General features: G+C 37.6%; 27 protein-coding genes and 1 pseudogene. 10 read left to right on the forward strand and 18 right to left on the reverse strand.

Annotated features, from left to right (window positions below; translation table 11 throughout):
• Nucleotides 1–131: 131 nt before the first annotated feature.
• Nucleotides 132–332 carry a helix-turn-helix domain-containing protein gene (locus BK583_RS21405; RefSeq protein ID WP_055737401.1) on the reverse strand — a complete coding sequence of 67 codons (201 nt, stop codon included), beginning with the start codon at nt 330–332 and terminating at the stop codon, nt 132–134.
• A 171-nt stretch (nt 333–503) separates the two neighbouring features.
• Here BK583_RS21405 and BK583_RS21410 point away from each other — a divergent pair, with 171 nt between their 5' ends.
• From BK583_RS21410 to BK583_RS13485, 3 genes are all read left to right on the forward strand, one after another.
• Nucleotides 504–725: a helix-turn-helix domain-containing protein gene (locus tag BK583_RS21410; protein WP_055737400.1), complete on the forward strand. Its 222-nt coding sequence runs from the start codon at nt 504–506 to the stop codon at nt 723–725.
• A gap of 233 nt (nt 726–958) precedes the next feature.
• Nucleotides 959–1,138 carry a hypothetical protein gene (locus BK583_RS13480; RefSeq protein WP_055737399.1) on the forward strand — a complete coding sequence of 60 codons (180 nt, stop codon included), beginning with the start codon at nt 959–961 and terminating at the stop codon, nt 1,136–1,138.
• Nucleotides 1,139–1,303: 165 nt separating this feature from the next.
• A complete protein-coding gene (locus BK583_RS13485) occupies nt 1,304–1,495 on the forward strand; it encodes a hypothetical protein (protein ID WP_055737398.1) in 192 nt (63 codons plus the stop codon).
• A gap of 174 nt (nt 1,496–1,669) precedes the next feature.
• On the opposite strand, the gene BK583_RS13490 is transcribed toward BK583_RS13485, so the two are convergent.
• Genes BK583_RS13490 through BK583_RS13500 form a run of 4 tightly spaced genes read right to left on the reverse strand, consistent with a single transcriptional unit; the run spans nt 1,670 to nt 2,636 of the window.
• Nucleotides 1,670–1,900, reverse strand: a complete 231-nt coding sequence (locus BK583_RS13490) for a hypothetical protein (RefSeq protein ID WP_201785154.1) — start codon at nt 1,898–1,900, stop codon at nt 1,670–1,672.
• Between the two features lie 13 nt (nt 1,901–1,913).
• On the reverse strand, nt 1,914–2,189 hold the full coding sequence (locus BK583_RS13495) for a DUF7352 domain-containing protein (RefSeq protein WP_055737397.1): 276 nt from the start codon (nt 2,187–2,189) through the stop codon (nt 1,914–1,916).
• Nucleotides 2,190–2,214: 25 nt separating this feature from the next.
• Entirely contained in the window at nt 2,215–2,361 is a 147-nt protein-coding gene (locus BK583_RS20775; protein WP_160319319.1) for a hypothetical protein, read from the reverse strand.
• Between the two features lie 26 nt (nt 2,362–2,387).
• Entirely contained in the window at nt 2,388–2,636 is a 249-nt protein-coding gene (locus BK583_RS13500) for a hypothetical protein (RefSeq protein ID WP_055737396.1), read from the reverse strand.
• 84 nt (nt 2,637–2,720) lie between these two features.
• On the opposite strand from BK583_RS13500, the gene BK583_RS20780 reads away from it, so the two are divergent.
• On the forward strand, nt 2,721–2,891 hold the full coding sequence (locus tag BK583_RS20780; protein WP_160319318.1) for a hypothetical protein: 171 nt from the start codon (nt 2,721–2,723) through the stop codon (nt 2,889–2,891).
• Nucleotide 2,892: 1 nt separating this feature from the next.
• On the opposite strand, the gene BK583_RS13505 is transcribed toward BK583_RS20780, so the two are convergent.
• The gene (locus BK583_RS13505; RefSeq protein ID WP_055737395.1) at nt 2,893–3,258 is read right to left on the reverse strand and encodes a YopX family protein; all 366 of its coding nucleotides are present in this window, start codon (nt 3,256–3,258) and stop codon (nt 2,893–2,895) included.
• A gap of 132 nt (nt 3,259–3,390) precedes the next feature.
• On the opposite strand from BK583_RS13505, the gene BK583_RS13510 reads away from it, so the two are divergent.
• Nucleotides 3,391–3,699, forward strand: a complete 309-nt coding sequence (locus BK583_RS13510; RefSeq protein ID WP_055737394.1) for a hypothetical protein — start codon at nt 3,391–3,393, stop codon at nt 3,697–3,699.
• A 776-nt stretch (nt 3,700–4,475) separates the two neighbouring features.
• Here the strand turns inward: BK583_RS13510 and BK583_RS13515 are convergent.
• The 5 genes from BK583_RS13515 to BK583_RS13535 all read right to left on the reverse strand — a co-directional run bounded on the left by BK583_RS13515 (nt 4,476) and on the right by BK583_RS13535 (nt 6,759).
• Complete coding sequence (locus BK583_RS13515; protein WP_055737393.1) at nt 4,476–4,817, reverse strand: hypothetical protein; 342 nt, start codon at nt 4,815–4,817, stop codon at nt 4,476–4,478.
• Nucleotides 4,818–4,914: 97 nt separating this feature from the next.
• Nucleotides 4,915–5,469, reverse strand: a complete 555-nt coding sequence (locus tag BK583_RS13520; RefSeq protein WP_055737392.1) for a host-nuclease inhibitor Gam family protein — start codon at nt 5,467–5,469, stop codon at nt 4,915–4,917.
• An 81-nt stretch (nt 5,470–5,550) separates the two neighbouring features.
• A complete protein-coding gene (locus BK583_RS13525; protein ID WP_055737391.1) occupies nt 5,551–6,153 on the reverse strand; it encodes a Sak single strand annealing protein in 603 nt (200 codons plus the stop codon).
• A gap of 15 nt (nt 6,154–6,168) precedes the next feature.
• On the reverse strand, nt 6,169–6,369 hold the full coding sequence (locus BK583_RS13530) for a hypothetical protein (RefSeq protein WP_055737390.1): 201 nt from the start codon (nt 6,367–6,369) through the stop codon (nt 6,169–6,171).
• A 135-nt stretch (nt 6,370–6,504) separates the two neighbouring features.
• Nucleotides 6,505–6,759, reverse strand: a complete 255-nt coding sequence (locus tag BK583_RS13535; protein ID WP_055737389.1) for a hypothetical protein — start codon at nt 6,757–6,759, stop codon at nt 6,505–6,507.
• 158 nt (nt 6,760–6,917) lie between these two features.
• On the opposite strand from BK583_RS13535, the gene BK583_RS13540 reads away from it, so the two are divergent.
• Nucleotides 6,918–7,280 (forward strand): helix-turn-helix domain-containing protein, encoded by a 363-nt coding sequence (locus BK583_RS13540; RefSeq protein ID WP_055737388.1) that lies wholly within the window; start codon nt 6,918–6,920, stop codon nt 7,278–7,280.
• Nucleotides 7,281–7,331: 51 nt separating this feature from the next.
• Nucleotides 7,332–7,715: pseudogene (locus BK583_RS13545) on the forward strand (sigma-70 family RNA polymerase sigma factor); the annotation flags it as partial.
• Nucleotides 7,716–8,030: 315 nt separating this feature from the next.
• Here BK583_RS13545 and BK583_RS13550 read toward each other — a convergent pair.
• On the reverse strand, nt 8,031–8,519 hold the full coding sequence (locus BK583_RS13550; RefSeq protein ID WP_051667460.1) for a hypothetical protein: 489 nt from the start codon (nt 8,517–8,519) through the stop codon (nt 8,031–8,033).
• A gap of 200 nt (nt 8,520–8,719) precedes the next feature.
• Between BK583_RS13550 and BK583_RS13555 the strand changes: the two genes are divergently transcribed.
• From BK583_RS13555 to BK583_RS13565, 3 genes are all read left to right on the forward strand, one after another.
• Nucleotides 8,720–9,217, forward strand: coding sequence for a kinase (locus BK583_RS13555; RefSeq protein ID WP_055737387.1), 498 nt, complete (start codon nt 8,720–8,722; stop codon nt 9,215–9,217).
• 250 nt (nt 9,218–9,467) lie between these two features.
• Nucleotides 9,468–10,457 (forward strand): lipoate--protein ligase, encoded by a 990-nt coding sequence (gene lplA / locus BK583_RS13560; RefSeq protein ID WP_055737386.1) that lies wholly within the window; start codon nt 9,468–9,470, stop codon nt 10,455–10,457.
• Nucleotides 10,458–10,632: 175 nt separating this feature from the next.
• Nucleotides 10,633–11,238, forward strand: coding sequence for an NUDIX hydrolase (locus BK583_RS13565; protein WP_160319317.1), 606 nt, complete (start codon nt 10,633–10,635; stop codon nt 11,236–11,238).
• Nucleotides 11,239–11,308: 70 nt separating this feature from the next.
• On the opposite strand, the gene BK583_RS13570 is transcribed toward BK583_RS13565, so the two are convergent.
• From BK583_RS13570 to BK583_RS13595, 6 genes are all read right to left on the reverse strand, one after another.
• Complete coding sequence (locus BK583_RS13570) at nt 11,309–11,545, reverse strand: YrhC family protein (protein WP_055737385.1); 237 nt, start codon at nt 11,543–11,545, stop codon at nt 11,309–11,311.
• Between the two features lie 80 nt (nt 11,546–11,625).
• On the reverse strand, nt 11,626–12,318 hold the full coding sequence (mtnN, locus tag BK583_RS13575; RefSeq protein WP_055737384.1) for a 5'-methylthioadenosine/S-adenosylhomocysteine nucleosidase: 693 nt from the start codon (nt 12,316–12,318) through the stop codon (nt 11,626–11,628).
• A gap of 183 nt (nt 12,319–12,501) precedes the next feature.
• On the reverse strand, nt 12,502–13,107 hold the full coding sequence (locus BK583_RS13580; protein WP_051667458.1) for a YrrS family protein: 606 nt from the start codon (nt 13,105–13,107) through the stop codon (nt 12,502–12,504).
• Between the two features lie 124 nt (nt 13,108–13,231).
• Nucleotides 13,232–13,708: a transcription elongation factor GreA gene (gene greA, locus BK583_RS13585; RefSeq protein WP_035396039.1), complete on the reverse strand. Its 477-nt coding sequence runs from the start codon at nt 13,706–13,708 to the stop codon at nt 13,232–13,234.
• Between the two features lie 41 nt (nt 13,709–13,749).
• Nucleotides 13,750–14,400 (reverse strand): uridine kinase, encoded by a 651-nt coding sequence (gene udk, locus BK583_RS13590; RefSeq protein ID WP_055737383.1) that lies wholly within the window; start codon nt 14,398–14,400, stop codon nt 13,750–13,752.
• Nucleotides 14,381–15,055, reverse strand: a complete 675-nt coding sequence (locus BK583_RS13595; protein WP_055737382.1) for an O-methyltransferase — start codon at nt 15,053–15,055, stop codon at nt 14,381–14,383. The genes udk and BK583_RS13595 overlap by 20 nt, the downstream gene beginning before the upstream one ends.
• Nucleotides 15,056–15,078 lie beyond the last annotated feature (23 nt).

Consider the following 15,078-nt stretch of genomic DNA (forward strand, 5'->3'; position numbering starts at 1 on the left):
AAAATTGGCGAGTGAGAATTACCTGCCACATTTGCTCGTTTCGTATTAGCTCCGAAGCTGCAATCCCATTGAGAACAGCTTCATCGCTACAACTTGTCCACTTAACCACCTCCTCGGAAGTGATCTTATAATCAATCTAGGGAAATGAGCTCAGCCATTTCACAATTAAGAGCTTCGCAAACTTTCTCCGCGACAGGTATGTTAATTCTCGATACCTGATTCAACTTCCAACTGTGTAGTGTTGGTCTACTAACTCCCGATATTGAACTTAGTTCACTAATGGACTTGATTTCTGCTTTGGACATCATTTCTTCCAAGTTGAAACGAGCCATTCTTTCACCTCCTGTTGTAGATAATTATATTTCACTTTACCATTATTGTAAATCTTCAATTACAATATAGTAAAATAAGACTATCATTTTAGGTAAATCACTTGCATAAAAAGCTCTTTTGGTTTAACATATTTGTAAATCTAGATAACATATTTGGAAGGGAGGATTACAATGCGAAAAGTGCAATTCCATCTTCACGTTCTTATGGGCAAGAACAGAATCAAAAGCATAAACGATCTTGCAAAGAAGACTGGCATTAGTCGTCCTACTCTTACGAAGATCTACGACAACAACACAACAAGAGTAGATTTTGAAACAATACAAACCTTATGTGACTTTTTTGACTGCAAGCTCTCCGACCTTATGAGCATGGAAGGAGATACGGAAAATTAAATGTTTAGGTCCAGTTGCGAAATTAATCTAACTGGAAGGGAGGGGCGCGCACGGTAATGTGATCAGCTCCTTTTTATTTTGATCTTATGTATGTTCGTGATGAGTTTAGTACGTATGTTCGATTTTAGATCAACAAAAATCCATGTTTTGGTACGCTCTCCAAGGGTAATGAATTAGAAGCATTCATTAGACCTTAACTTCTAGATGTAGCTATAGAAATGGGGGTAATTAAAATGAAAGATGCATTAATAAAAACCTCAGTCACTACTTTTATCACAGTTGCAGGTATTTTAATTATATTGCTCACCTTTAATGGGACATCTGTATTTAATAACCCTGTATTAATGTCAGCTCTAGCGTTTGTCGTCCTGATGAACTTTGCTATTACAATCTTTAGGAGCCGTTCAACTTAGACTGATTAAACTTATTGGAGGTCTACTTATGAATAGCAATAATGATAAGAAACCGTCCCGTAACAAGAAGGATATATTCCTTTGGATACTTGGAGGATTTTTAGGCACTCTCATAGCTATATTAATATTTTGATACTCTAGTTAACCAAATTCAGGAGGAATTCGATGGATCGTTTTAACAAATGGACTTATGCACTTACAATGGCTCTCTTATGTGGCGGCGTTTACTTTGCAATGGGTTATTTTGTTAACGATGAAGCAAAATGGTTAAATACGCTTATCCTATCCTCCGGACTATTCGTAACATGGGTATTTCTTTTCCCTAGATTCTTTAAAAATGTTGAGGATAAAAGGTGATACTCCCCACAGAGGGGAGCGTTAAATAAAACCTTTTCCATAACAATTCTTACAAAATTCAGGTGAGTTAACTGATCCTTTATACATCCCCTTATAGACAAGCGCTAGGACAAATCCTCTTCCTTTGCATTTCTTACATTTACGCATCCCTCTTCCTCCTATACAGTAGTAGCCTTAATCCCAATAATCAGCTATCACATTACCGTTCTTATCAAAGTATCTAGTGCGCCACTTCGGATGACAGTTGCCAGAATACTTTTCGCCATCGAATCGGACGTTTATGTTTAAACTTCGATTACCAGCTGTAACAACGCCCATCTTTCCATCAACTTCAACTCTCATACCACGTTTCAAGAAAGGCATAAATCGCTTCTCTTTAACGTTTTTTAGACTTATAGCAGCCATTCCGTTTCCCCTCCTATAGCTTCTCGCAAAATACATGAGCCACGAACGTGTCATTATCAAACATTACAGTTCCTATAAAATCCATATAACTTGCTGTATCAAGTAATGGATCCCCTGTCGTACCGATTACGACTGTATAGTCATCCATTTCCTTTACTTTTGGATCGACTATAGCCCATAAAACTAATTGATCTTTCTGATTGGCAACTGATAAAACTTTTGCCCCTTCTGGCAATTCCAAATTTTGTGTAAGAACCAATTTCAAGTTGTATTTAAATATTGATTTCAAGCGTTTCCCCTCCTATATAGGCACCCTATTCATTAATATCGATCCAAGCGCTTCCGCCTTCTTCTACAACATCAACAATGTGTATCTCGCAATCGTTCGCTTTGTCAAAGACCTTTATACTCTTGTCCTGTGGCATATCTAACAATTTTTCAATTAACTCTTTGACTATCATTTCTAAGCCCTCCTATATAGGCAGTATCAATTTGGGTCGTTACCAAGATATTTCGTTATTTGACCATCAGACTTTGGTTTTATTGGCTCTTCGTAATTTTGGCGAATTTCTAGAGCGTCTTCTGCACGAATCCAAAAATCCCGACCAAACGGATCATAATCTTCTAATAATAACTCTGCCGAACCATTAGATTCTTTTCTAATTTCTCTAATTTCAAACCACGCTTCTTCATCAATAAATGAATCTGGATTACGGTTAAATTTTGCGTATGACATGATTTCTTATCCTCCTAGTGGCAGTAGCCAATTTTTATGAAACTTCTTCTCTTCACCAGCGTATAAATTAGTGAGGTGATTAAAATGAGAACAAACTTATACTATCTGGCAGGCACATTGTTTTTGTTACTTGGTGGAATTATGTTTTTATCCAGCTCCACATCATTTCTACAATTCATCTATCTCATTGCTGGGATTTGCTTCATGGCTACTGCAATGACACGGCAAAAGAAAGAAGGAAAAGGAAGAAGGTAGCCTAATTGTTTAGTAACTCCGGGTGTTGGTGGATGTTTCCTGCAACTATATGACCCCTTGCATGTATCGGAAACAGCCTTGTCTCCAACCACTCCTCACCTTCGTACTTTTGAATAAACTTGTATTCTCGTTCGAAACAGCCGTTTTCAAATACAACTCGGTAGTACTTTTTCTCGCGATTAGACGGCTGTAAAACATCCCCCTCATAGATCTCCGTACCGTTCTTGTCTTTGAGTCCGGTGTATTGCATGATTGTTATTGGCTGACCTTCATTAAGCCATCGAAAGCAATCGCCTGTTACCCTCTCTTGCACCATAGTTTTTAATTTCTCGCTTTCGTACCAACCGCGAAACTTTATCTCTCGCATAGTAAATCCTCCTTATCACTGTTTGGTCATACTGTCTGATTAATTAATTACTCCCAAATCAAATTTGTGTTATATTAGACATAAGATTTGGAATAGAATATATTTAATGATTCCTTGAAAGGAGATCATCAATTGGAAAACACAAATGCTTTAACAAAGAAAGGAACTATCATAAAATACATAGCGTTAATTATTGGCATCGCATGTTTGTTATTAACTTTCATCACTCCTACAAGGGTAGTAATGATTGGTTCCATTTACGGTGATTACATTGTCTTTGCACTTACAGCAATTGGTGTGCTACTCTCAATTTACTCAATAAGAATTTCAGAAAAGAAACTGATACCGATTTTGTCTTTAATTTTGTCCTTATCTTTCCCTATAATGTTCGTACTTTGGTTAATCTTACTTTTTACTGGGACAATCGATTTTGCACCGTGATTCAAGGCTGTTTTTAAAGCCTTATTTTTTTGAAAACGTGCTAATGATAACCTCTCAGTTTATGGACTTCGTTTGGTCATACTGTGCGCTACAGAATTTATGTTATGATTAATAGAAATTACTCTGCAAGGTTGTGTTTGTATGACATTAAAAAATACGAGACTCTTGTTACAAGTTATAATTCTTTTTGTATCTTATTTCCTCTTACTTTTTCTAGGCACGGTATTTAACACCGACCATTTAGTAGCTTTTTCTTTCAATAGTGGAAGTTTTACCATAAATTTTTTAGGTGTCTTGCTATTGTTAATTACTTCTAATCTTATTTACTATTTAATAGTAAAAATTAAAAAGAGATTTAATTAATAAAGCTGTGCTTAGGCATACGCTTTTTTATTTACCCCACAGTTTATGGATACTAAGCTCAAAATTTAAATGAAACCAAAATCCGTACTTCTCGTAACTTATACCGAGGTGAATATTATGAAAAAGTTCTACTACTTATCTTCTGCAAGTTTTTTTATGCTTGGAATTATCAAGCTACTCTTAGAACCAAACCCGCTTTTTTATATCCCTTCTTTTGGATTAGCAGTTTGCTTCTTAATTTCAGGACTGCTTGATCCTAAGAAAACAAAAAACACTAATTAATATTCAGCGGCGCTATTGCGATCGCTTTTTTTGTTTGGTGGCAGGATCTGCATTGTGTGGTCATACTAAGCGGCTAGTACCCTAACCGCTGTATATAATAGACAAATGATTCTGACTCGATAAAACCCGCGTTAGAACATGTGTACATCCGTTAGAGAGAGGGCGGCTCGATACAATTGGTTAATGCGATCACGATCGGGCGACTCCCTTAATGCTTCGTTTCTGACAAGCTTTAAAGATGTCTGCAGCTTGTTGATTTTCTGTTCCTGCTTGCTAAGTTTCTCGGACATGCCATAGACATAGACAAGGAGATCGGCTAGCTCTTCGAATGCGTGAGCTGATACTTCACGCTGGTTAAAGTGGTCAGGGTTAAAGGGAGCACCGTACTTCTTGATCCCCTTTTCATACTGTTGTTGCTGTACCATTCCAAAGTTGCTTATAGTTTTTCGGATGAACTTGTCATTTTCGTTCATATGCTTAACCACCCAATAGCTAAAATCGCTCCTAGCCCTATGCAAATGATCCTATCTACCAACAACTGAGCGTTTGTGATTTGCTTCGACTTATCGCTCATTTGATCACCTCAAGACTAAACTTGTCAGGGCGTGGCGTTACCTCTACACCCGGTATCTGTTCACCGTTCTCGTCGATCAGTACGTTTCCTACAACCTTCCCTGCCTTTTTAACAGCAGTCCAGTCAGTTGATTCCTTCACCTTGACCATTTCATTCGCCTTGGCATATTTAAAGAGCATGTCCTCATCTTTCGTAAATTCAGGCTGTTGTTTAACCATTTTCAGCTTCACGTTTGGTAGTTCGATGGATTTCTTTTTCAGCCCACCTTCCAATTGCTCTCGAAGGAAAAACTCTAATCGATGCGTGTAAAATTGCTCGGATTCCGGATAAGGTCTTTTAGCCTCTTCTGCCCACTCTTTCAAGCGATTCTCCTTGTTTTTGAGAGCTTCCAATTGACTGTCGATCATATCTTGAATATCTTGTTGCTTACCTTTGTGGTACATGATGCGAGAGTCAGCTACCAATGCATCCTCCATATTTGATACGGTAAAGTCCTCAGCCTGCTCACCATCGTTTACAATTGCTTCAACCTGCTTCTGTAATTCAGTCATATTTAGTTCCTCCATTGGCTCTAATTTGTGTTATAATCGGCGTAACAGTTTTTGAGTAGGACGCTTTGTAGTGGGAGCGTCCTATTTTTGTTCCTCATTGGTTTCTACCGCTTTTTTCTGTGCTTGCGTATACCAATTCTCTAATTGTTTTATAACTTGTTCTGCTTGCCCCTTAGTCAATTGGCTTAAATCAGTTATGTTCATTTTTCCAAAGACCGTAGCTAAATCAGTACCGCGTAATTCCGCCAATTCCATTGCTGTGCTTTTGATATTCTCGATTAACTGTTCACCTGGCTTTTCTTCATCCACCATCGGTAAATCTTCTCCTGCATAGATGTATAACCCTAAGCCATGTAACGCTATTGCTTTAACTAAACAACGTTGAATGCTCGTATTGATATCGAAAGCAGTAGGCTTCTCTATCGGCTTGTTGAAGTTGTTTAATACTGGGTGTATCTGAGACATCGGAATGCCATTACTTGTGACTTCTACCTCTACAAAATATCCTAGCTCTGTCTTCATAAAAGGCTTATCATCGAAACGTTTAACTTCCCACTTTGCATTAGGATCATGTCGTCTGAGTTGATCCACTGCCCATGCCCATGATAGATAGCTGAACTTCCCTTTCTTCTCAACATGCTTTGATACATCAATTTCTGCTAACTTTTGAAAATGATTGTCCATGTTACAACCTCCTCTTTAAAATTTAGTTACTAACAAATCTCCTTGAATGCTTAATGTGCGAAATCCATGCTTGTGTAGCTCTAATGCGATAACGCCTTTCAGACGGTCAAAGTCTCTAAAAAATGAGCGATCAATGAGCGTGTGCGGCGAGCCATCTAAGTAATCATCTTGAACAAGTGCTATGCAACGGCGTTTGATTTCTGATGTAGTTTCCATTAGTTAAGCCTCCTTTTTGTTTGGTTTGTTTAATTCTTCTTGGTATCTTTTAACTAAATAGTCGTAACAACGATTTACATTCGCTTTAAAATGTGGACCATACAACACAGTGACCTTCATAATTATGCCCCTCCCTTATATTACTTCCGTGTACCCAATACACACATTCGATAAAAAAAATAAATCATCGAATTTTTTATCTTTGAACACTGATAACGATCCAGTTATAAAATCCTCACCGGGGTAACAAAAATTTGAATGCGTTACAGGTAGCTTAGCTCTCCACAATCTACTTCGAGAAATCTTCATCTTTCTTGCTAGCTCACTATTATTGAGACCCATTTCTTTTTGAGCTCTTTCGAAAGCTTCAATATCTAGAACAATCTTCAAATTCAAACCTCCTCTCCTTACGTTTCGTCTCTACACGTTTAGTCTACTACACACGTGTACTGTACGCAACAGTTAATTTTCGATTTCTCTATGTTTTTGTTTAAAGTACGACACAATACTGCTAAAATAAGCTTATAACATTGATAGAGGTGTTTATTATGGAAGCTAAAAAACTCGGTACATACATTGCCAAGCTCCGAAAAGAAAGTGGATTTAAAAGCCAACGTCAATTAGCAGAAGCAAGTGGTTTATCTAATGGAACCATTGCGCGTATTGAAAACGGAACACAAAAACCATCTATGGAAACTTTGTCTACTTTGTCTAAGCATTTAAAAGTGGAATTAATTGATTTATATACAAATGCAGGTTATTTACTCGAAGCTAACGATCTGCGAGATAATAGCGACAAGAAGAAAGTTTACTTTGATGATGAATACGGAGAAATTACCGAAGAGGAAAGACAGGAACTTGCTAAGCACCTTAAATATTTAAGATGGCAAGCAGAACAAAATAAAAATTAAAGACCACCTTATAGGTAGTCTCATGTTAAATATTTCCGTTTACTTTGTGACATCAAAACGGAGATTCTCATGCATTTGCGAGCATTAAAAAAAGTAAAGAAAGACGTATCTCTTCATGATCCCATTGGAACGGACAAAGAAGGCAATGAAATTTCTCTTATCGATATTTTACAAGAGGATGCAGACGATATCGTTGACATTTTGCAAGCGGAAATGGAAAAAAAGCAAATTTATGAATACATTCATGTGTTAGATGAGCGAGAAAAAGAGGTGGTCATTGGTCGCTTTGGTTTAAATATGGAGGAGGAGCGTACCCAAAGAGAAATTGCGAAAGAATTAAAAATCTCTAGAAGCTATGTTTCCCGGATTGAGAAACGAGCACTAATGAAGTTATTTCATGAATTTTATAAGCACAGCCGTGGCAAGGGGAATTAACCTCCTTGCTTTTTTATTTTTTGATAAAACTCGAGACAAAACGCTACAGTACTCTTTACATATATGTATAAGCACAGCCTGTTTCTCAAGGGGGTTTGTCTCTTTAGAGTGGAAGCAAATGCTCCCCAGTAAAAATAGCCCTGATTAAAGAATGAGCGTACAGTTCATCATTATTGTAAAAAAATTGTGCTCGGTGTTGATAGATCGTAAGGGGACCCATTCGCAAGCCCCCTAACATTGTTCCTGAAACCTCTTTTTTAATATCTCACTGATTTATAAAAAAGTGTATCAGGTTTTAGCCCAATACACTTTTAGTTAGAAAAAGTAAAGGGGATAGAAGTACGGAAAAAATCCTATACCGCCAAATCTACCAAAGGGGAAAAACCGTGGGCGATACCGACGAAATCTCCAACCGCCATATTGACGACCTTCTTCATGATGGGTGTCTTCGCCCACTAACAGCATAACGCCATCCTCGCGAATTTCTGTTAAAATTCCGTCTACGGATTGACCATCAGACATCTTTAATTCGACATGGTGATCTTTCATTTGTTGGCATTGATCTTTTAATGCTCCTTGAAAATGCTGAGTATTTGCTTGAGCATATGACTGTTGATTCGAATGCATATGAGAGTGTCCATTGTTCGTTTGTTGTACGTGATGCATCTGCTGATACTCATTTGTTTGATGAGGTACAAATCCATTGGAAACTTCGTATGAATTTCTATTCAATTGATCGGTATCATATTGCGTCGTGTTTGTTTGATATGGATACTGGAAATACCCATTGTAAAAAGTATTCATTTCTTTCACTCCTTTTTCTAGAACTAGTGTATTCACCTAGACCTTGTCAGGTACGTTGCCTATGAACTTTTTTATCCAACTTTTTTAAGTTGCATCTAAACGTTGCTATGTCATAGTAGAGTATAAGAGTTGTTAAGAAATAGACTTAGTTTAAAGTGTTAATATGTTGTTACAAAAACACATAATGGAGAGGGTAGTTTATGAAAACCAAGTTAATTATCTTAAGGGGCAATTCAGGGAGTGGAAAAACTACAACTGCAAAATGCCTTCAGAATCATTTAGGGCAAGGAACTCTTTTGGTTTCTCAAGATGTTGTTCGTCGTGATATGTTAAAGGTTCACGATAGAGACGGAAATCCATCAATTGATTTAATATACAGGATTGCAGAATACGGAAAAGGTAAGTGTGAATTTGTAATTGTAGAAGGAATTTTTAATAAAATTCGATATGGTGAGATGCTTAAAAACTTAATCCAATACTATAATCAAGAGGCATATATATATTATTTCGATTTATCTTTTGAAGAAACAGTCGAACGTCACAACACTCGTACTAAAAAGGCGGAATTTGGCGAAGAATCTTTACGTGCCTGGTGGACTGCCAAGGACTACCTTGAAGTGCAGGGAGAAATGCTATTTACTAACGACATGTCGCAAAAAGAAGTACTAGAGCAGATTTTGAATCAAATTCAAAAGTGATTATACATGAGACATAAGATTTGGTCGTGAAGCTTTAAAGAATACGAAACTGGCTAATAACGTTGCGGGATTTTTCCATTTTAATGTCACAAAGTAAGCAGGAATATTAACAGAGTTGTTAATTTTCTATTTGTTCTGCTTGCAAAGAAACTTTCACTACGATACATATTTAGAAGGAAACGAATCCCTCGATTTACCGGAGTAAAATGAGTATACTAGTAAGTGTACGAGTACGGAAGGGAGTTCTACTATGAAGTTTATTAATAACAACAATCTTACAGATCCTCGGATCAATTTAGCAATTGAAGAATGGGCATTAAAAAACCTTGACCCTAATGAATCTTACCTCTTATTTTATATTAACGAACCGTCCATTATTATTGGTAAAAATCAAAATACATTTGAAGAAATTAACCTCGATTATGTGAAAGACAACAACCTTCATGTGGTCCGTCGCCTTTCAGGAGGTGGCGCGGTTTATCACGATTTAGGAAATTTAAATTTTAGCTTCATTACAAAGGATGACGGAGATTCTTTTCATAATTTCAAAAAATTTACGGAGCCCGTTGTACAAGCATTAAAACAGCTTGGCGTCCAGGCTGAATTAAGTGGTAGAAATGACATTCAAGTTGGAGAAAGAAAGATCTCTGGTAATGCCCAGTTTACAACAAAAGGAAGAATGTTTTCTCACGGTACATTAATGTTGCAATCTGAAATTGAAAACGTCGTTTCTGCGCTTCGTGTGAAGGATGATAAGATAAAATCAAAAGGAATTAAATCTATCCGAAGTCGAGTGGCAAATATTTCTGAGTTTCTTAAACAGCCGATGACGATGGAAGAGTTTAAGTCTATGCTTTTACAATACATTTTCAATGGGCAGGAAGACATTCCAGAGCATGTGATAACTGAAGAGGAATGGAAAGAAATTAACGCATTATCTTCTGAGCGTTATCAAAGTTGGGATTGGAATTATGGGAAATCTCCAGCCTTTGATATTCAGCGGTCAAAACGATTTCCAATTGGAACCATTGACTTACGCTTAAATGTTAAAAAAGGCGTTATAAGTGACTGTAAGATTTTTGGTGATTTTTTTGGGGTAGCTGATGTGAGTGGGCTTGAGGAACAACTCGTTGGCAAGCGCTACGATGCTAATGAGCTAGCTCAGGTACTTGATTCGACGGATTTAAAAGCATATTTTGGATCTATTAGTAAAGAAGAGTTTCTTTCTCTTATTTATTAAGCAAAAAAAAGTGGCGACCACATAATAGGGTCGCCCAATTGGGGAGAGAGACAAGAAAGAACAATTAGAAAGCAAGGGTTATATCCTTTCCTTATGTATTACTATAATGGATGATCCAAACGATTTCATTGAGATTGTAACAAGATCTAACAGTATTTTTCAGTTGGAGGGTATTGTGAATTTAGAAGAAATTAAACAGAAGCTTTCAACACCTCAAAAGAAAAACCATGTGCGTGATGCTGCCGTACTTTTGCCCCTTGTTTCCATAAAAGATGAACTTCATATTTTATTCCAAGTACGAGCATTAACGTTACATGCTCAACCTGGTGAGACTTGTTTTCCTGGAGGTCGAATTGATCGAGATGATCAAGATGCGCAAGCCGCTGCTTTAAGAGAATTCCATGAAGAGTTTGGTATAAAACAAGAGAAAGTAACGATTCTTTCTTCTCTAAATAAAATCGAATCTCCTCGGCGTGGCCTCATTCATCCTTTCGTTGCGCATATTGATTCACTAGATGAGATTAAACCGAACACAGCTGAAGTAGAAGATTGGTTTACCGTTCCAGTAGCCGTACTACTCTCTACACCGCCTGAAATTGGCTATGTAGATGTTATCATTAAGCCTGGAAAAGATTTTCCTATCGATCGTATTGCCAATGCCGTCGCTTATCAAGACAAGCGCTATAGTACACCAGAATCTTTTTATGTGTATAAAGAGCATATTATATGGGGGTTAACTGCTCGTATCTTACAAGAATTTCTAGAGCATATAAAATCATAAAACAAGGGCTTCCGCCTTTATAAAAAAGCTGTCCGTCAAGTCTGCTACAGGACTTTTGGGACAGCTTTTTTTATTCTTTATTATTTAATCGTTGTAAACGCATATTTGCTAGCCAAGAGAATACAAAACAGCCACTGGAAAAAACAAGACAGGCGCCTACAATAACAGCTAATGCCAACGTTGTTTCAATTCGATAGGGTTCTGGAAGCCATAAACCCACAGTTAAAAAGAAACCAATACCTAAAAACACAAGACAAAAAGCATGATAGTCTTTTTTTGCATATACTAGTTTATCTCTTTGATCCACTCCGCTTCCCCCTTTCCCTCATCATAACAGATGACGTGCTTAAAAGAAGCGAAGACTCTTTCCTCAACTGGAAAAAAACGTTACGCCAATGACTCAATCATTAGCATGACTTGTTTCGCTGAATTGACAGCTGATTTTTCTAAAAAGGTGTCATAAGACATTTTCGCATCTTGCCCAGCAACGTCAGATAATGCACGTATAATGACAAAAGGTGTTCCGTATTGATGACAGACTTGTGCAATCGCAGCAGCTTCCATTTCTGCACAAAATGCAGTTGGAAAACGCACTTTGACAGCGTTCACTCGCTCTTCATCGTCCATAAACGAATCTCCTGTTACAACTAAACCTTCCTCAACGTGAAAGCCAACCTTGGTTGCAGCGTCCTTTGCTGCTTCAATTAGAGTTGGTTCAGGTAAATATGCTGAAACCATACCTGGTACTTGACCATACTCATATCCAAATACAGTTGCGTCTACATCGTGATGACGCACTTCTGTTGAGATAACCAAATCCCCTACAGCCATCGTTTGGTTTAAACCGCCTGCTACACCTGTATTAATAACATATGTTGGTTGATAGCGATCGTTTAAAATAGACGTTGCTAAAGCCGCGTTTACTTTACCAATTCCGCATTTTGTTAAAATAACATTTGTACCGTTTAAAATACCGTCTGTAAACTCACAATTTGCAATAACTGTTACCGTTACATCCGTCATTTGCTTTCTTAAATAATTAACCTCTTCTTCCATTGCGCCGATGATGCCTATTTTCATTTAATTCATCCTTTCCCTAGCAAAATGCTTCCTCAACTAGTATACACATTGCTTTCACTTGTTTCACTAAAAAAGTCTATTCTTTAAGCATTGGATAGTCCGTTTTCTTTACTTCAATACGATTTTTCCTTTCGAGCAAAGAAAAGCCTCTCCATACAGTGTGAATGGAAAGGCTTTGGTTCTTTAATTCGGATTTGTTTCCGATTGATTCACTGATTCAATTTGCCAGCCAAGTTCTGGGGATTCTACCCACTGTAAACGAACTTGATAATACAGCCCCGTGCCTTTATCTAATAGCGTCACAATGGCACTCGTAGTCGATCCACCGTTTCCAATCCAAATGGTATCACTCGTACTACTCGATAGACCAGTTGCATTATATGCTGCTTGTTCCATCTCATTCCAATTTTGACCACCGAAGTTATTTGGAGCAGGGTTCGTTTGCTCTGTTGGTAACACATCCCCTACTTCAGCTTGTCCGCCATCTTCTTCTTCGTTGGCATCGTCCTCTTCAGTCGCTTCTTCCTCATCTATACCGTCTTCTTCATTTGAAGCATCTTCTTCATTTGCCTCGTCTTCTGTTTCCTCATTATCACTAGACTCATCCGATTCATCTGAATCAGGGTCTATAATTTGTCTGCTCTCTTCTGTAGCAGTTTGGTCTTGATTCACCATATTTACGACTAATGTACCTCCAAAAAAGAGAATTAGAATGACAACAATGGTAATCGCGATGTTAAGGATTTGGTTTTTTCGTTTATCTTTACGGCTTTCATAACGTTGGCCCATAGTGTAAATTCCCTCCTATCTCTCTACTCCATTATAGCTCGTTCTAATTAAACCGCAACAGGTATCACTTAGCAAGCGAAAAAAGTCTCCTTCAGTTAAACAGAAAAAGGAGACTTTTTTACTATTAGCGAATCTCTAAAATTTCTACTTCCATTTCACCAGCTGGCGTATTGACAGTTACTTTATCTTTAACCGTTTTCCCTAATAAGCTTTGTGCCATTGGGGAGTCATTTGAAATCTTCCCATCAAGTGGGTCTGATTCAGCTGAACCAACAATGGTGTACTCTTCTTCATCCCCATCAGGTAATTCAATTAGACGTACTGTTTTACCAAGTGATACGACATTACTTGCTGTTTTTTCTTTTTCAATCATGACAGCATTACGAATCATTTTTTCAAGTTGTGCAATTCGACCTTCTACAAACGCCTGGTCTTCCTTTGCAGAGTCGTACTCGGAGTTCTCTGATAAATCGCCAAAACTTCTAGCTATTTTGATACGCTCGACTACTTCTTTACGTCGAGTCGTAATTAAATGTTGCAATTCATCTTCTAATTTCTTTTTTCCTTCTTCTGTCATATAATGTTTTTTCTCTTCAGCCATTCTTTCATTCACTCCTCAATGTTAGTAAAGAATCTATATCATTAGATGTTTGAATCCTGCTTTTGTTGGATAACCGTTCTGATCTTTGTTGCCATTAAATCAATCGCAACTTTATTTTCTCCACCTTCAGGAATAATTACGTCAGCATAACGCTTCGTTGGTTCGATAAATTGTAAATGCATCGGACGAACCACATTGGTATATTGCTCGATAACAGATTCAATCGTACGCCCTCTTTCTTTTGTATCCCTTAAAAGTCGCCTCATAATACGAATGTCAGCATCCGTGTCAACAAATACTTTAATGTCCATCATACTGCGTAAGCGCTCATCTTCTAGAATTAAAATACCTTCTAAAATAATGACGTCTTTCGGTTTGATTTCCAGTACTTCCTTTGCACGTGTATGCTGCGCATAGTCATACGCAGGTTTGTAAATAGGCGTGCGATCAACAAGCTGTCTCAGGTGAGCATAAAGCAACTCATTGTCAAATGCAAGCGGATGATCGTAATTTGTTTTTAATCGGTCTTCAAACGCAAGATGATCTTGATTCTTATAGTAAGCATCTTGTTCAATCAAAACAATAGAAGATTGGTTAAATTGATTAAAAATTTCTTTTGCAACGGTTGTTTTGCCAGAACCAGTGCCACCAGCTACCCCTATAATAACAGGTCTATTTTGATTTATTGTCATAATCTTCCCTCTTTATTCTCGTACTACAAGCTATACCGTCTCCGATTGGAATAATGGATGTGTAAAACTCTGTGTGTTGACTAAGCCATTCATTATAGTGCTTTATTTTTGCAACCAGCTTTTGAATTCGCTTAGGCTCCATAGATAAATCTTGTTTAGCTACAAGCCCTCTAAATAAAATATTATCACTTAAGATAACACCATTATCTGATAAAAGCGGTTCAAACTGTTCAAAGAATGCTTGATATTTTCCTTTAGCGGCATCAATAAAAATACTGTCAAAAGGAAGATAGGGTGTAAGCAAATGAACGGCATCTTCTGCATCAGCCAGATAAGGAATAATTCGGTCCGATAGTCCCGCCTGTTCAATATGAGCTACAGCTTGTTCGTAGCGGTGCTCATCCCGCTCAATGGTAATAATGGTTGTTGAAGGAAGCGCTTCCGCTAATCGTATAGCAGAATAACCAATCGCTGTCCCTACTTCTAAAATTCGCTTTGGTTGCTGTGCTTGCAAAATAGAAACCATTGCGTTTAATGACAGTTCATCCATAATCGGCACGTTTTCTTTGCGGGCCAATGCTTCCATTTCAAGAACCAGTTTGCTTTTTGCACGGTTTAAAGATGCAATATATGAGATCATTTCTTCATTTATCATGTACGTTCGAACATCCTTTTACG

The organism is Shouchella oshimensis (assembly GCF_002019765.1).
In the GTDB taxonomy this organism is placed as follows: domain Bacteria; phylum Bacillota; class Bacilli; order Bacillales; family Bacillaceae_D; genus Shouchella; species Shouchella oshimensis.

What these genes read in the sequence shown, in the direction of transcription:
- BK583_RS21405 (WP_055737401.1), bottom strand. Translation starts at nt 332, where the DNA reads ATGGCTCGTTTCAACTTGGAAGAAATGATGTCCAAAGCAGAAATCAAG.
- BK583_RS21410 (WP_055737400.1), top strand. Translation starts at nt 504, where the DNA reads ATGCGAAAAGTGCAATTCCATCTTCACGTTCTTATGGGCAAGAACAGA.
- BK583_RS13480 (WP_055737399.1), top strand. Translation starts at nt 959, where the DNA reads ATGAAAGATGCATTAATAAAAACCTCAGTCACTACTTTTATCACAGTT.
- BK583_RS13485 (WP_055737398.1), top strand. Translation starts at nt 1,304, where the DNA reads ATGGATCGTTTTAACAAATGGACTTATGCACTTACAATGGCTCTCTTA.
- BK583_RS13490 (WP_201785154.1), bottom strand. Translation starts at nt 1,900, where the DNA reads ATGGCTGCTATAAGTCTAAAAAACGTTAAAGAGAAGCGATTTATGCCT.
- BK583_RS20775 (WP_160319319.1), bottom strand. Translation starts at nt 2,361, where the DNA reads ATGATAGTCAAAGAGTTAATTGAAAAATTGTTAGATATGCCACAGGAC.
- BK583_RS13500 (WP_055737396.1), bottom strand. Translation starts at nt 2,636, where the DNA reads ATGTCATACGCAAAATTTAACCGTAATCCAGATTCATTTATTGATGAA.
- BK583_RS20780 (WP_160319318.1), top strand. Translation starts at nt 2,721, where the DNA reads ATGAGAACAAACTTATACTATCTGGCAGGCACATTGTTTTTGTTACTT.
- BK583_RS13505 (WP_055737395.1), bottom strand. Translation starts at nt 3,258, where the DNA reads ATGCGAGAGATAAAGTTTCGCGGTTGGTACGAAAGCGAGAAATTAAAA.
- BK583_RS13515 (WP_055737393.1), bottom strand. Translation starts at nt 4,817, where the DNA reads ATGAACGAAAATGACAAGTTCATCCGAAAAACTATAAGCAACTTTGGA.
- BK583_RS13520 (WP_055737392.1), bottom strand. Translation starts at nt 5,469, where the DNA reads ATGACTGAATTACAGAAGCAGGTTGAAGCAATTGTAAACGATGGTGAG.
- BK583_RS13525 (WP_055737391.1), bottom strand. Translation starts at nt 6,153, where the DNA reads ATGGACAATCATTTTCAAAAGTTAGCAGAAATTGATGTATCAAAGCAT.
- BK583_RS13530 (WP_055737390.1), bottom strand. Translation starts at nt 6,369, where the DNA reads ATGGAAACTACATCAGAAATCAAACGCCGTTGCATAGCACTTGTTCAA.
- BK583_RS13540 (WP_055737388.1), top strand. Translation starts at nt 6,918, where the DNA reads ATGGAAGCTAAAAAACTCGGTACATACATTGCCAAGCTCCGAAAAGAA.
- BK583_RS13550 (WP_051667460.1), bottom strand. Translation starts at nt 8,519, where the DNA reads ATGAATACTTTTTACAATGGGTATTTCCAGTATCCATATCAAACAAAC.
- BK583_RS13555 (WP_055737387.1), top strand. Translation starts at nt 8,720, where the DNA reads ATGAAAACCAAGTTAATTATCTTAAGGGGCAATTCAGGGAGTGGAAAA.
- lplA (WP_055737386.1), top strand. Translation starts at nt 9,468, where the DNA reads ATGAAGTTTATTAATAACAACAATCTTACAGATCCTCGGATCAATTTA.
- mtnN (WP_055737384.1), bottom strand. Translation starts at nt 12,318, where the DNA reads ATGAAAATAGGCATCATCGGCGCAATGGAAGAAGAGGTTAATTATTTA.
- BK583_RS13580 (WP_051667458.1), bottom strand. Translation starts at nt 13,107, where the DNA reads ATGGGCCAACGTTATGAAAGCCGTAAAGATAAACGAAAAAACCAAATC.
- greA (WP_035396039.1), bottom strand. Translation starts at nt 13,708, where the DNA reads ATGGCTGAAGAGAAAAAACATTATATGACAGAAGAAGGAAAAAAGAAA.
- udk (WP_055737383.1), bottom strand. Translation starts at nt 14,400, where the DNA reads ATGACAATAAATCAAAATAGACCTGTTATTATAGGGGTAGCTGGTGGC.
- BK583_RS13595 (WP_055737382.1), bottom strand. Translation starts at nt 15,055, where the DNA reads ATGATAAATGAAGAAATGATCTCATATATTGCATCTTTAAACCGTGCA.